This is a genomic window from Streptomyces sp. NPDC004647, from assembly GCF_040609575.1.
In the GTDB taxonomy this organism is placed as follows: domain Bacteria; phylum Actinomycetota; class Actinomycetes; order Streptomycetales; family Streptomycetaceae; genus Streptomyces.
Window position 1 is genome coordinate 36,820 of the sequence record NZ_JBEXKU010000057.1, and the last position, 14,575, is coordinate 51,394.

The 14,575-nt window shown below is 69.3% G+C and carries 6 protein-coding genes, 1 tRNA gene and 1 rRNA gene; 1 reads left to right on the forward strand and 7 read right to left on the reverse strand.

From position 1 onward, the window contains the following. Positions 1-40: 40 nt before the first annotated feature. From ABZW18_RS23805 to ABZW18_RS23820, 4 genes are all read right to left on the reverse strand, one after another. On the reverse strand, positions 41-913 hold the full coding sequence (locus ABZW18_RS23805) for a helix-turn-helix domain-containing protein (protein WP_356190654.1): 873 nt from the start codon (positions 911-913) through the stop codon (positions 41-43). 162 nt (positions 914-1,075) lie between these two features. Then, positions 1,076-3,850: a DNA translocase FtsK gene (locus ABZW18_RS23810; protein WP_356190656.1), complete on the reverse strand. Its 2,775-nt coding sequence runs from the start codon at positions 3,848-3,850 to the stop codon at positions 1,076-1,078. A 119-nt stretch (positions 3,851-3,969) separates the two neighbouring features. Continuing rightward, positions 3,970-4,647: a response regulator gene (locus ABZW18_RS23815; RefSeq protein WP_356190659.1), complete on the reverse strand. Its 678-nt coding sequence runs from the start codon at positions 4,645-4,647 to the stop codon at positions 3,970-3,972. 206 nt (positions 4,648-4,853) lie between these two features. Beyond that, positions 4,854-10,373, reverse strand: a complete 5,520-nt coding sequence (locus ABZW18_RS23820) for a HAMP domain-containing protein (RefSeq protein ID WP_356190662.1) — start codon at positions 10,371-10,373, stop codon at positions 4,854-4,856. A gap of 429 nt (positions 10,374-10,802) precedes the next feature. Here ABZW18_RS23820 and ABZW18_RS23825 point away from each other — a divergent pair, with 429 nt between their 5' ends. Then, a complete protein-coding gene (locus ABZW18_RS23825; protein ID WP_356190672.1) occupies positions 10,803-13,448 on the forward strand; it encodes a SpoIIE family protein phosphatase in 2,646 nt (881 codons plus the stop codon). Between the two features lie 73 nt (positions 13,449-13,521). Here ABZW18_RS23825 and ABZW18_RS23830 read toward each other — a convergent pair. From ABZW18_RS23830 to rrf, 3 genes are all read right to left on the reverse strand, one after another. Then, positions 13,522-13,597: transfer RNA gene (locus ABZW18_RS23830), tRNA-Thr, on the reverse strand. Between the two features lie 86 nt (positions 13,598-13,683). After that, positions 13,684-14,382, reverse strand: a complete 699-nt coding sequence (locus ABZW18_RS23835; RefSeq protein ID WP_356190665.1) for a DegT/DnrJ/EryC1/StrS family aminotransferase — start codon at positions 14,380-14,382, stop codon at positions 13,684-13,686. Positions 14,383-14,487: 105 nt separating this feature from the next. Then, positions 14,488-14,575 (reverse strand): 5S ribosomal RNA (gene rrf / locus ABZW18_RS23840); the annotation flags it as partial.

The window sequence follows — 14,575 nt, forward strand, 5'->3', positions numbered from 1 at the left end:
CGCTGCCAGGGTTGCCCTGCCCGCCCGAACGAGCCGCGCGTCAGCCTGCCTCAGGATCTCCCTTGGTGTAGCTCAGCCGCTGGACCTGCCCCTTCTCGCCACGGTCGTCGATCTCCTTGCCGTTGACGAAGAGCTGGATCGCCCCCGCATTGCCCAGCACGAGATCGATGCGCTTCTTGTCGGTGAACGTCTTGGAAGCGCCGCGCTTCAGCACGCCCTCGTGCAGCAGGCGCCCGTTGTGGTCCTTCGCCGAGATCCAGCTCGAGCCGTCCTCGGCGGTGAGCTTGACCGTGACCTTGTCGTGTGGCGCCGCCGCGATGGCACTGTCGGACGGCTTCGGGTCGGACGGCTTGTTCTGGTGCGGGCTGGAGCTCGGCTTCGCCGGCTCGGTGGCGTCGCCGGCCACAGCCTTGCCGCTGCCCTTCCCGTCGCCGCTGAAGACGGTGAATCCGACGAACCCGACGACGGCGACGATCGCCGCCACCATCGCCGCGGTCCAGTTGGGCCTGCGGGGTTCGGGCCGGATCCGCTCCGCTTCGAACAGCGGCGCCGCCGGGGTCGGCTCGGGACGCCCGCCGTGCTCGGCGTCGTACTGCTCGACAAGCCCGGCCGGATCGAGGCCGATGGCACGGGCGAGCGTGCGGATATGGCCGCGCGCGTACACATCGCCACCACAGCGGGTGAAATCGTCCTGCTCCATCGCGTGCACGATGGGGATGCGCACCCGCGTGCGGGAACTGACCTCGTCGACGGTCAGTCCGGCATCGATACGGGCCTGCTGAAGGGCGCGACCGACCGAAGGCCGGTCGTCTTCGGCAGATTCGACGGAGGGGCGGTCGTCTTCGACGGAAGGCCGGTCATCTGAGGGGGAGTTGCCGATGGACACGAGGGCGCCTTTCGAGCGTGTAGCCACCTGCTGGATGCTCAGTCTAGGGGTGGTACGAAAGGGTGGGGCAACCGGGAGGACAGAGTTTGTACGCCATCCGAATGGCCGCGCCACCAAGGGTTCGCCTACCCACTCGTCCCACCATTCAACTTGACGTATGGGCAGCGAAAACGGTTGCTCGGTTCCGCCTTACGGGTGAGGCTCTCCGCGGATCACCGCGAGCACCCCGTCCAGGTCGTCCGGTTTGATCAGTACATCGCGTGCCTTGGAACCCTCACTGGGGCCGACGACCCCGCGCGACTCCATGAGATCCATCAGCCGGCCGGCCTTCGCGAAGCCCACCCGCAACTTCCGCTGGAGCATCGAGGTCGAGCCGAACTGCGTCGAGACCACCAGCTCCGCCGCCTGGCAGAGCAGGTCCAGATCGTCGCCGATCTCCTCGTCGATCTCCTTCTTCTTCGCCGTCCCCACCGTGACGTCGTCCCGGAAGACCGGTGCCATCTGAGCCTTGCAGTGCTCGACGACGGCTTCGACCTCGTCCTCCGTCACAAAGGCGCCTTGCATCCGGACCGGCTTGCTCGCCCCCATCGGCAGGAAGAGCCCGTCACCCTTGCCGATCAGCTTCTCGGCGCCCGGCTGGTCCAGGATGACCCGGCTGTCGGCCAGCGAGGAGGTCGCGAAGGCGAGCCGCGAGGGCACATTCGCCTTGATCAGACCGGTGACGACATCGACGCTGGGCCGCTGTGTCGCCAGCACCAGGTGGATCCCCGCGGCCCGCGCCAGCTGGGTGATCCGGACGATCGCGTCCTCGACGTCACGCGGCGCGACCATCATCAGGTCGGCGAGCTCGTCGACGATCACCAGCAGGTACGGGTACGGCGACAGCTCCCGCTCGCTGCCCTCCGGCGCCTTCGCCTTGCCGCTGCGCACCGCCGCGTTGAAGTCGTCGATGTGCCGGTAGCCGTACGCGGCCAGGTCGTCGTAGCGCAGGTCCATCTCGCGGACGACCCACTGCAGGGCCTCGGCGGCGCGCTTGGGATTGGTGATGATCGGCGTGATCAGGTGCGGAATGCCCTCGTACGCGGTCAGCTCGACGCGCTTGGGGTCGACCAGCACCATCCGCACGTCCTCCGGGGTGGCACGCGCCATGACGGAGGTGATCAGGCAGTTGATGCAGGACGACTTGCCGGAGCCGGTCGCGCCGGCGACCAGGAGGTGCGGCATCTTGGCGAGGTTGGCCATCACATAGCCGCCCTCGACGTCCTTGCCGAGCGCGACGAGCATCGGGTGCTCGTCACCGGCGGCATCGGCCAGCCGCAGTACATCACCGAGATTGACCATCTCGCGGTCGGTGTTGGGAATTTCGATACCGACCGCGGACTTGCCGGGGATCGGGCTGATGATCCGGACGTCGGGGCTGGCCACCGCGTAGGCGATGTTCTTGGTGAGGGCGGTGATCCGCTCGACCTTGACGGCCGGTCCGAGTTCGACCTCGTACCGGGTGACGGTCGGGCCGCGGGTGAATCCGGTGACGGCCGCGTCGACCTTGAACTCCGAGAAGACGTTGGTCAGCGAGGCCACGACGGCGTCGTTCGCGGCGCTGCGGGTCTTGCCGGGGCCACCGCGGACGAGGAGATCCAGCGCGGGCAGCGAGTAAGTGATGTCGCCGGAGAGCTGGAGCTGCTCGGCGCGGGGCGGCAGCGGCGGCGCCTGCTCGGGGGCGGCCTTCGTCAGATCCGCGACTCCGGAACTCCGGCCGGTCCGGTCGGTGACGCCGCCCGCGGCCTCGGCTTCCTCCGGCGCGTCCTGCTCCGCGCCGCGCGCGGTCGGCGCCCCTGAGGCCCGATCGGCCGCCACACCGTGGCTCAGACCGGCTACCAACGGCGAGGGATGCACGCCGTGCAGGACCGCGCCGTCCAGCGCCGCTGCCGCGGCCGCCGCCACATCCACCGCGTCCGGGGACCGGCCACGGCCGGGCTGTACGGCGTTCCCACGCGCCCGGCGCCGCTTGGAGAGCGCCGCCTCCTCGGCCTGGTCCGGCCCGGTGTCCCCGGCTGCCGGGCGCCGGCCACCGCGCCTCCGGCGGGCGGGCGCCTCCCGCCACTCCTCGGCGTACTCGTCGTGGTCCTCGCCCGGCCCGGAGACGTCCTGATCCGCCAGGTCCCCGTCCACGAGCCCCAGCTTCGAGCCGAGGAGCCGCAGCCGCCGCGGGATCGCGTTGACGGGCGTAGCGGTCACCACGAGCAGCCCGAAGACGGTGACGAGCGCCAGCAGTGCCACGGCCAGCGCCTCGCCGACCGTGAAGATGAGCGGCCTGGACGCGCCCCAGCCGATCAGCCCGCCCGCGTCCTGGATCGCCTCGGTGCCCTGGCCGCGGCCGGGCGACCCGCACGCGATGTGGACCTGCCCGAGGACTCCGGTGACCAGCGCCGACAGTCCGATGACGATCCGCCCGTTCGCCTCCGGCTTCTCCGGGTGGCGGATGAGCCGTACGGCGATGGTGCCGAGGAGTATCGGCATCAGCAGGTCGAGCCGGCCGAAGGCACCGGTCACCAGCATCTCGATCAGATCGCCCACCGGGCCCTGGAGGTTGGACCAGGTGCCCGCGGCGACCACCAGCGCGATGCCCAGCAGCAGCAGTGCGAGCCCGTCCTTGCGGTGGGCGGGGTCCAGGCCCTTCGCGCCGCGGCCGACACCACGCAGCAGCGCACCGACCGTATGGGCGAGGCCCAGCCACAGCGCACGGGTGAGCCGGTAGACACCGCCGGTCGGGGACGGCGCGGGCCTGGGAGCGGCCTTCTTTGCCGGAGCCCTCTTCGCGGGTGCCTTCTTGGCGGGCGCCGCTTTCTTGGCCGGAGCCTTTTTCGCGGCCGTCTTCTTGGTGGCGCTCCCGCTGCGGCCGGCGCGCGCTTTCGAAGTACCCGCCGTGCTCTGGGCACCTTTGCCGGACGTACGTGAGGCCATGGAGCCGAGATTACCGGTGCCGGACGTGTGGGACACCTGTGCCCAGGTGTTAACCCGTTCGTGTCGTGATGGATCGACCAAGCGGTGACGCTACGTCAACCGGCCAGTGACGTAAACGGTCAGTTCTGGGACCGGACCGCTGACGCGCCGTTCCCCGCGCCCGGCTCGAGCGCGTCGAGCGCCCGCCGCAGCCCGGTGAGTTTGCGCTCCAGATGCGCCGCGGTGGCCACGGCGGCGGCATCCGCGGACTCGTCCAACTGCTTCGACAGCGCCTCGGCCTGTTCCTCCACCGCGGCGAGCCGCGCGGACAGCTCGGCCAGCAGCCCCGCGGGCTCCTTCGCCTCGTCCGGGCCCGGCTGAGTGCCCTCCAACTGCAGCCGCAGCAGGGCCGCCTGCTCCCGCAGCTGGCAATTCTTCATATAGAGCTCGACGAAGACCGAGACCTTCGCCCGCAGCACCCACGGGTCGAACGGTTTCGAGATGTAGTCCACCGCACCGGCCGCGTATCCGCGGAAGGTGTGGTGAGGGCCGTGGTTGATGGCCGTCAGGAAGATGATCGGGATGTCCCGGGTCCGCTCCCGCCGCTTGATGTGCGCGGCAGTCTCGAAGCCGTCCATGCCCGGCATCTGGACATCCAGCAAAATCACCGCGAAGTCGTCCGTCAGCAGCGCTTTGAGCGCTTCCTCCCCTGACGATGCCCGCACCAGCGTCTGGTCAAGCGCGGAGAGAATGGCCTCCAACGCCAGCAGATTCTCCGGCCGGTCATCGACCAGGAGGATCTTGGCCTTCTGCACCATGGCCCGCCCTCCTCGCCCCGGCAGTGAACCGGGCGCCGCCCCAGAGGACGACTCCCTTACGCCGCCCGTCCTTGTGCCGGTCATGGTAGCCGCACCCCGCCTGTCGCCACACCCTGTCACCGCGATGTCACTGTGCACATAGCAGAAACGCGGTGGGAGACCAGAAGGTTCCCCGAATACCGCGTTCCCACACGTGTTCGGCAACGTCAGTCAACAGCGGGCCGCATCCACTGCTTCATGACCGTCAGCAGATGGTCCGTATCCACCGGCTTGGTGACATAGTCGGAGGCGCCCGAGTCGATGCTTTTCTCCCGGTCCCCCTTCATCGCCTTGGCGGTCAGGGCGATGATCGGCAGCCCGGCGAACTGCGGCATCCGGCGGATCGCCGCCGTCGTCGCGTAGCCGTCCATCTCCGGCATCATGATGTCCATCAGAACGACCGCCACATCGTCGTGCTGCTCGAGGACTTCGATTCCCTCGCGGCCGTTCTCCGCGTACAGCACGGACAGCCCGTGCTGCTCCAGCACGCTCGTCAGTGCGAACACATTGCGGATGTCGTCATCGACGATCAGCACCTTCTCGCCGTGGAAACCGCCCTCGAAGCCGCGCTCCACCAGGTCCTGGCCACTTCCCAGCCACGGCTCCCTGGCCGCGGGCACGGACTCCGTCTGCGCCCCGTTCGCGGACTGCTCCTCGGCGGCCTGCGCGGACCGCTTGCGGCGCCGCGAGAGCGCTCCGGCGATCTGCCTCGGGGCCGGCTGGAGCGCCGCGTGCCCATCGGCGGAGTTGAGCTCCGCCATGTCGGCTCCGCTGCCGAGCGCGCCGAGCAGCGGGTCGCCTCCGGGTGCCGCGAGCGACCCGGCGCCGGTGGGGCCGGCGGGCGCGAGCTGCGGGTAGCCCTGCGGCGGCAGTTCGCTGGGGTGCAGCGGCAGGTAGAGCGTGAACGTGGAGCCGCGGCCCGGCTCACTGGCCGCGTGGATCTCCCCGCCCAGCAGCCGGGCGATCTCCCGGCTGATGGACAGCCCGAGGCCCGTTCCGCCGTATTTCCGGCTGGTCGTTCCATCGGCCTGCTTGAACGCCTCGAAGATCACCCGCATCTTGCTGGCCGCGATGCCGATGCCGGTGTCGGTCACCGAGAAGGCGATCATGTCGGCGTCGGGGTCGCGCAGCGAGCCGTGCTCCAGCAGCTGCTCGCGGATCGGGTTCGGCACATCCGCCCCGGCCGTCCTGATGACCAGCTCCACGGCGCCGCCGTCGGTGAACTTCACCGCGTTCGAAAGCAGGTTCCGCAGCACCTGGAGCAGCCGCTGCTCATCGGTGTGCAGCGTGGCGGGCAGCTCTGGTGAGACCCGTACCGAGAAGTCCAGGCCCTTCTCCGCGGTGAGCGGCCGGAAGGTCGCCTCCACGTAGTCCACCAGCTGGACCAGGGCGATACGGGTCGGGCTGACGTCCATCTTGCCCGCCTCGACCTTCGACAGGTCGAGGATGTCGTTGATCAGCTGGAGCAGGTCGGAGCCGGCGCCGTGGATGGTCTCGGCGAACTCCACCTGCTTCGGGGAGAGATTTCCGTCGGCGTTGTCGGCGAGCAGCTTGGCCAGGATCAGCAGCGAGTTGAGCGGCGTACGCAGCTCGTGCGACATGTTGGCCAGGAACTCGGACTTGTAGCGCATGGAGACGGCGAGCTGCTCGGCTCGCTCCTCGAGGACCTGCCGGGCCTCCTCGATCTCGGTGTTCTTCACCTCGATGTCGCGGTTCTGCCGGGCCAGCAGCTCGGCCTTCTCCTCCAGTTCGGCGTTGGAGTCCTGGAGTGCCTTCTGCCGGTTCTCCAACTCCGCCGAACGGATGCGCAGTTGCTCGGTCAGCTCCTGCGACTGCTTGAGCAGCACCTCGGTCTTCGTATTGACGCTGATGGTGTTGACGCTCGTCGCGATCATTTCCGCGATCTGGTTGAGGAAGTCCTTCTGGATCTGCGCGAAGGGCTGGAAGGAGGCCAGCTCGATCACACCGAGGACCTGTCCCTCGAACAGCACCGGCAGCACGATCACATGGGCCGGCGGCGCCTCCCCGAGACCGGAGGCGATCTTCAGATAGCCCGGCGGCACGTTCTCCACCAGGATCGCCCGCTTCTCCTCCGCGGCCGTGCCGATGAGCGTCTCACCCGGCCGGAAGGACGTCTGCATCGTGCCCATCGAGTAGCCGTAACTGCCCACCATGCGCAGCTCGTACGAGCCGTCCTCGGCGGGAGCGCCGACCCCCGTATGGTCTCCGGTCGGCATCGCGAGGAAGAAGGCGCCGTGCTGCGCGGAGACGACCGGGGTCAGCTCGCTCATGATCAGCCCGGCCACGTCCTTGAGGTCGCGGCGGCCCTGCATCAGACCGGAGATACGGGCGAGGTTGCCCTTCAGCCAGTCCTGCTCCTTATTGGCGAGCGTGGTCTCGCGGAGCGTGGCGATCATCGTGTTGATGTTGTCCTGGAGCTCCAGGATCTCGCCGGCCGCATCCACATCGATCTTCAGATTGAGGTCGCCGCGGGTCACCGCTGCGGCGACCGCCGCGATCGCACGCACCTGGCGCGTCAGATTGCCCGCCATCTCGTTCACGGACTCGGTGAGGTCCCGCCAGGTGCCGTCGACGTCACGGACCCGCGCCTGACCTCCCAGCTGTCCTTCCGTACCCACCTCACGGGCCACCCTGGTGACCTGCTCGGCGAAGGACGACAGCTGGTCGACCATCGTGTTGATGGTCGTCTTGAGCTCGAGGATCTCGCCCCGCGCATCGATGTCGATCTTCTTGGTCAGATCACCGGTGGCGATCGCGGTGGTGACCATCGCGATGTTGCGGACCTGTCCGGTCAGGTTGGACGCCATCGAGTTCACCGACTCGGTGAGGTCCTTCCACGTGCCGGAGACGCCCGGTACGCGCGCCTGGCCGCCCAGAATGCCCTCGGTGCCCACCTCGCGCGCCACCCGCGTCACCTCGTCCGCGAAGGACGACAGGGTGGTGACCATGGTGTTGACGGTGTCGGCGAGCTGCGCGACCTCGCCGCGCGCCTCGACCGTCACCTTCTTCGTCAGATCGCCGTTGGCGACCGCGGTCGCGACCTGCGAGATGTTGCGCACCTGAATGGTCAGGTTGTTGGCCATCAGGTTGACGTTGCCGCTGAGATCCTTCCAGATGCCGGTCACGCCGGGCACCCGGGCCTGGCCGCCGAGCTGGCCCTCCGTACCCACCTCGCGGGCCACCCGCGTCACCTGCTCGGCGAACGAGGACAGCTGGTCGACCATCGTGTTCACGGTGGTGACGAGTTCGAGGATCTCGCCCTTGGCGTCGACCGTGATCTTCTTGGACAGATCACCCTTCGCGACGGCCGTGGTGACCTCCGCGATATTGCGGACCTGCGAGGTCAGGTTGTTGGCCATGAAGTTGACGGACTGGGTGAGGTCCTTCCAGGTGCCGGAGACACCCTGCACCTCGGCCTGGCCGCCCAGAATGCCCTCCGTGCCCACCTCGCGCGCCACCCGCGTGACCTGGTCGGCGAACGAGGAGAGCTGGTCGACCATCGTGTTGAGGGTGTTCTTCAGCTCCAGGATCTCGCCACGCGCGTCCACGTCGATCGTCTGGGACAGATCACCACGCGCGACCGCGGTCGCGACCTGCGCGATGTTACGGACCTGGGCGGTGAGGTTGCCCGCCATGCCGTTCACGGAGTCGGTCAGATCGCGCCACACACCGGCCACGCCGGGGACCTGCGCCTGGCCGCCGAGGCGGCCGTCCGTACCCACTTCGCGGGCGACACGGGTCACCTGCTCGGCGAAGGCGGAGAGCTGGTCGACCATCGTGTTGATGGTGTTCTTCAGCTCCAGGATCTCGCCACGGGCGTCGACCTCGATCTTCTGCGACAGATCACCGCGCGCCACAGCCGTGGTCACTTGGGCGATCTGCCGCACCTGGGACGTCAGGTTGCCCGCCATGAAGTTGACGGAGTCCGTCAGGTCCTTCCAGGTGCCGGAGACCCCGTCCACCCGGGCCTGGCCGCCCAGCCGGCCCTCCGTACCCACATCCCGTGCCATCCGGGTCACCTGGTCGGCGAAGGACGACAGCTGGTCGACCATCGTGTTGACGGTGTTCTTCAGCTGGAGCATCTCGCCGGAGACATCGACGGTGACCTTCTGCGACAGATCACCGTTGGCCACCGCCGTCGTCACCTGCGCGATGTTGCGCACCTGGCCGGTGAGGTTGCGGAAGGCGGTGTTCACCGAGTCGGTGAGGTCCTTCCACGTCCCGGCCGCACCCGGCACCTGCGCCTGACCCCCGAGCTCACCTTCCACACCGATCTCACGTGCCACACGCGTCACTTCGGCACCGAAGGACGACAACTGGTCGACCATGGTGTTGACGGTGTTCTTCAGCTCCAGCATCTCGCCGGCCACATCGACGGTGACCTTCTGCGACAGATCACCGTTGGCCACCGCCGTCGTCACCTGCGCGATGTCCCGAACCTGCGCGGTGAGGTTGCGGAAGGCCGTGTTCACCGAGTCGGTGAGGTCCTTCCACGTCCCGGCCGCACCCGGCACCTGCGCCTGACCGCCCAGCAGGCCATCGGCCCCGACCTCGCTCGCGACCCGCGTGACCTCGTCGGCGAAGGTACGCAGTGTCTCGGTCATCGTGTTGATCGTGTCGGCCAGCTGCGCGACCTCGCCGCGCGCACTCACCGTGACCTTCTGCGACAGATCGCCGTTCGCGACCGCCGTTGTCACCTGTGCGATCCCGCGGACCTGAGCGGTGAGATTGCCCGCCATGAGGTTGACGGAGTCCGTGAGGTCCTTCCAGACGCCCGCCACTCCCGGCACCTTCGCCTGGCCGCCGAGCTCGCCCTCCGTACCCACCTCACGGGCGACCCGTGTCACCTCCGAGGAGAAGGAGGAGAGCTGGTCCACCATCGTGTTGACGGTGTTCTTCAACTCGAGCATCTCGCCGGCGACGTGAACCGTGACTTTCCGGGAGAGATCACCCTTGGCGACCGCTGTCGTCACCAGCGCGATGTCCCGTACCTGCGCGGTGAGCCGGTAGGCCATCGTGTTGACGGAGTCCGTCAAGTCCTTCCAGGACCCGGACATTCCACGCACCTTGGCCTGGCCGCCGAGCTTGCCCTCGGTACCGACCTCGCTGGCCACCCGGGTGACCTCGTCGGTGAACGCCGAGAGCTGGTCGACCAGTCCGTTGACCGTACGGCCCACCTTCAGGAACTCGCCGCGCAGCGGGTGCGCCGTCCCGTTGGAGCCCTGCGCCCGCAGGTCCATCCGCTGCTCGAGATCGCCCTCGGAGACCGCCGACAGCACCCGTCCCACCTCGGACACGGGCCGTACGAGATCGTCCACGAGCGCATTCGACGCGTCGACCGCCGCCGACCACGAGCCCTCGCAGGCGCCGGTCTCCAGCCGCTCGGTGAGCTTTCCCTCACGGCCGACCACGCGCCGCACGCGGGCGATCTCGCCCGTCAGATGCAGATTGCGATCGGCAACCTCGTTGAACACAGCGGCGATCTCGGACATCACACCCTCGCCCGACACCGTGAGCCGCTTGCGGAAGTTGCCGTCCCGCATCGCGACCAGCGCGGTGACCAAACGGTTCAGCGCCGCTGTATCCACTTCGGTCGTCCCGTTGTTACGGGATCGTCCGCCTTTCGCGCGCGTGCTTGCACCCCGCGCCGCTGCACCAGACTCCACCGTGTCCCTCCGCAGGGTCGACCGTCCTACCGGGCCTTCTCTTCCAGCTTGCCAAGTGTTTCACCCTGGCCCAACCAGGCCATAACAGTTCGGCAGCATCGCACACTGTCTACCGCCACTCTCCGGGCGGAAACACTCGCGACCGGCATCCGCACCACCCGCGAAGGTAAGTAACCTGGCATCCGGCTGTCCATCCACCCGCTGCACGGAAAGCGGCGATGGCGCGACGACTACAAGGCAAGGCATCGGAGGGGCGCCGTCATGGGGGCCGTCCGGCCACAGGGAGCGGGGATGAAGGAGCGGGGCGAGAGCCTGGTCCGACAGGGCACCACGGACAGTGACATCGACGTGCCCGACGATCAAGGCGACGCCGCGTACACCGACCCCGCGGACCGGGAGCCGGCTCCGGAGCCGGGCGCCGACACATCCATGAGGAGACCAGTGATCACCGCGCGGGCTGCGGCCACCTTCGAGCCGGTCGGGCGCTCGGTCGCCACCGCCCGCGCCTTCGTCCGCGACACGCTCCAGGGCTGGGGACTCCCCGACATCGTCGACGACGCCGTCGTCCTCACCAGCGAGCTGGTGACCAACGCGGTGGTGCACGCCGGCACCGCGGCCGATGTGCTCTGCCTCCGTACGGACAGCGGGATCCGGATCGAGGTCGGCGACCGCTACCCCGAGCGTGACCTCCCACTGCAGAACTCGGGCCGCCAACTCGCGCACCCGGACCGCGAGGGCGGCCGGGGGCTGCTGCTCTGCGGTGCCCTCGCCTCCGGCTGGGGCGTCGAGTACTCCCCCACCCACAAGCAGGTCTGGTTCCGGCTCGACCTCACCGAGCGCCTCGCAGGCACCCGCTCCGCCGGCCCGGCCCTCCCGACCGACGCCCTGCCAGTGGCCGACTCCCGGGTCCGCGTCGCCGTCGTCCAGATCGACCGCGGCGGCGCCGTCAGCTCCTGGAACGACGGCGCGCAGGAGCTCTTCGGCTTCGCTGCCGAGCAGGTCATCGGCAAGCCCTTCGCCGACCTGGCCGCCTGGCCGCACACCCCGGGCACCGGGACCGGCAGCGCCGAGGCGCTCCAGCTCTCCCGCTGGGAGGGCTCGTACGGCATCCGCGGCACCGACGGCCGCGTCGTCCCGATCTACGCCTCCCACCTCCGGGTCCGCGATGCCGAAGGCGAACCCTCCACCGTCTGTCTGCTGGTCCGCGACCACGAGCGGGCTGTCCTGCAGACCACGCTGCGCGCGCCGTCCTCCGGCGACGGCTCCCAGGGCTCCGGCGACAGCCGCGGGCCCGCCGCCGACCCCTTCGAGGTCTTCATCGGCTCGCCGGCCCCCGACGACCTCGACGGTCTCCTCCAGCGCACCGTCGAGCGCGCCCGCGACATGCTCGACGGCGACGCCGCGTATCTCCTGCTCGCCACGGACGACGAGACCGAGCTCGAGGTCAGGGCCTCCACGGGCCTGCCCTCGGCCCGCCAGCGTTTCGCCCGCGTCCCCGTCGAAGCCGGTACGGGCCGCTACGGCTCCGCCCGGATGCCCGCCGTCCACGAGGACCTCACCGTCGTCCCCGGCGCCGTCCCGCTCCTCGGCGGTACCGGCATGCGCTCCGTCGTGACCGTCCCGCTCAAGGTCGAGGGCCGGCTGACCGGCTCCCTGGGTGTAGCGGCCGAGTCCCCCGGCCGCTACACCAACGAAGAGGCGCTGCGTCTCCAGTTCGCCGCCGACCGCATCGCGCTGGCCGTCGAGCGCGCTCGCCTCACCGAACTCGAGCGGCTGCGCCGTGGCTCGCTCTCCTTCCTCGTCGAGGCCTCCGACCTGCTCGCCGGCACACTCGACCGCGACCAGACGCTGGCGCTCATGGCCCAGATGACGGTGCCCACCCTCGCCACCTGGTGTGCCGTCTTCACTGTCGCCGACCCGACCTCCGAACCCGAACTCTCCTATGTACTGCACGAGGACGAGGACCGGATCGACGGTCTCAAGACGCTGCTGGGCAAGGTCCCTCCGCCGGACCCGGTGCCGACACCCGGCGCCCGCGTGTGGACCGCCCCCAGCGAGGCGGCGCACTCCGCGGCTCTCCGCTCCTCGCTGCGCAATCTCGGTCTCGACGATCCCTCCCGGCTCGCGGCAGGCCCCGGCCCGTCCCTCGCCACCGCCTCGGCCGTCGGGGGCGAGACGGTCGTCCTGCCGCTGGTGGCCCGCAACCGCGTCATCGGCATGCTGACCCTGGGCAAGCCCTCGGAGGAGCACTTCCGCCAGGAGATCCTGGAGTTGGCCGAGGACCTCTCACGACGGGCCGCGCTGGCCCTCGACAACGCCCGTCTGTACTCCGAGCGCACCGCCATCAGCCAGTCGCTCCAGCGCAGCCTGCTGCCGCCCGAGCTGCCCGAAGTCCCCGGCGTCGAGGTCGAGGTCATCTACCGCGCGGCGGGCGAGGGCAATGAGGTCGGCGGCGACTTCTACGACCTCTTCCCGATCCGCGACGGCGCGTACGGCTTCGCGATCGGCGATGTGTGCGGCACGGGACCGGAAGCCGCCGCGGTCACCGGCCTCGCCCGGCACGCGCTGCGCCTGCTGGCCCGCGAGGGCTTCAGCGGCCCTGCCGTCCTGGAGCGGCTCAACGCGGCGATCCTCGACGAGGGCGCCCGCAGCCGCTTCCTCACGCTGCTCTACGGCGAGTTGTGGCCGCAGCAGGACGGCAGCGCGGTTCTCAAGGTCGTCTGTGCCGGGCACCCCCTGCCGCTGCGCCTGCGGCAGGACGGCAGCGTCGAGCCGGCAGCCGAACCGCAGCCGCTGCTGGGCGTGATGGAGGACCTGGAGCTGTACGAGCAGACGATCACCCTCGACCGCGGCGACGTTCTGCTGTGCGTCACGGACGGCGTGACCGAGCGCCGCGAGGGCACCCGCATGCTGGGAGACGACGGTCTCCTCGACGTCCTGACGACATGTACGGGCCTCACGGCGGGCGCTGTGGCGGCGCGCATCCTGCGGGCGGTCGAGCGGTTCGCCGCGGAGCCCGCGTCGGACGACATGGCAATCCTGGCGATGCGCGTCCCCGAACTCCCGGACGCCTGAGTACCGGAAGCGCCGGAACAGGAAGTGCCGGAAACAGGAAAGGGCCCCCGCCGACCGGCGGGGGCCTTCTGTGTGGAGCCCCAATACGGAATCGAACCGTAGACCTTCTCCTTACCATGGAGACGCTCTGCCGACTGAGCTATTGGGGCGCAGCAACGGTTCAGATGCTACCCGAACTCGCGTGCGCTCCTGACCCCGCCCCATCGGGCGGCAGGCCATCGGAGTCGGCAACTCCCTATGCGGGCTGGAGCAGTCCACCCAGCGCATTGCAGGCGGACACGACCCGCTGCAACTCGCGCCGCGTCATACCCGCGTCAACGGGAAGCGCCAGACACTCGTCGGCTGCCCGCTCGGTTTCCGGCAGCCACACATCGCGCCGGAAAAGCGGCATCCGGTGCACCGGAGTCTGTACGGGTACGCGGCAGCGCACGCCCCTGGCGCGCAGCGTACGGGCGAACGCGTCCCGGTCGGGCCGTCCGTTCCCGGGGACGCGGACCACGAACTGGAGGAAGGTGTGCCCGGCGCCGGGATGCACGCGCGGAGTGACGACATCGGTGAGCCGCTGGATGAGATAAGCGGCGTTGGCCTGGCGCATCGCCGTCTCCACCGAGGAGGTCCGCTGGACCTCGTGCTCGGCGACGAACAGCCCACGCCGCTCGGCGAGGCGGCCGATACGCACCATGTCCGCACGGTGGCCGAACTGGTGCACCGGTACGACGGCTTGTGTCCGGGCCGTCACCGCGGCCTCGACCGCGGCCGGATCAACACAGAAGGTGTCGGCGTCGATGTCGGCGAAGACCGGCACTCCGCCGGCCTGGCGTACGGCCTCCGCGACCTCGAGGGTCCCGTAGGACGGCACGATGACCTCGCCGCCGCGTACACCCGCGCCGGCCAGAGCTCGTTGAAGCACATCTGCAGGATGTCCCGTTCCCATGACACGGATCGTGCCCGCGCAACGTGAACACCAAGTGGCGGACACCACAACGCGAGAAAGCCCTGCCGGGAACCATGTTCCCGGCAGGGCTTTCTCTGAATGATTGTTCGGCGGCGTCCTACTCTCCCACAGGGTCCCCCCTGCAGTACCATCGGCGCTGAAAGGCTTAGCTTCCGGGTTCGGAATGTAACCG

Bases quoted from the DNA above. Each gene is read 5' to 3' on its own strand.
- ABZW18_RS23815 (WP_356190659.1), bottom strand. From the start codon at position 4,647: ATGGTGCAGAAGGCCAAGATCCTCCTGGTCGATGACCGGCCGGAGAAT.
- ABZW18_RS23825 (WP_356190672.1), top strand. From the start codon at position 10,803: ATGAGGAGACCAGTGATCACCGCGCGGGCTGCGGCCACCTTCGAGCCG.
- ABZW18_RS23835 (WP_356190665.1), bottom strand. From the start codon at position 14,382: ATGGGAACGGGACATCCTGCAGATGTGCTTCAACGAGCTCTGGCCGGC.
- ABZW18_RS23810 (WP_356190656.1), bottom strand. From the start codon at position 3,850: ATGGCCTCACGTACGTCCGGCAAAGGTGCCCAGAGCACGGCGGGTACT.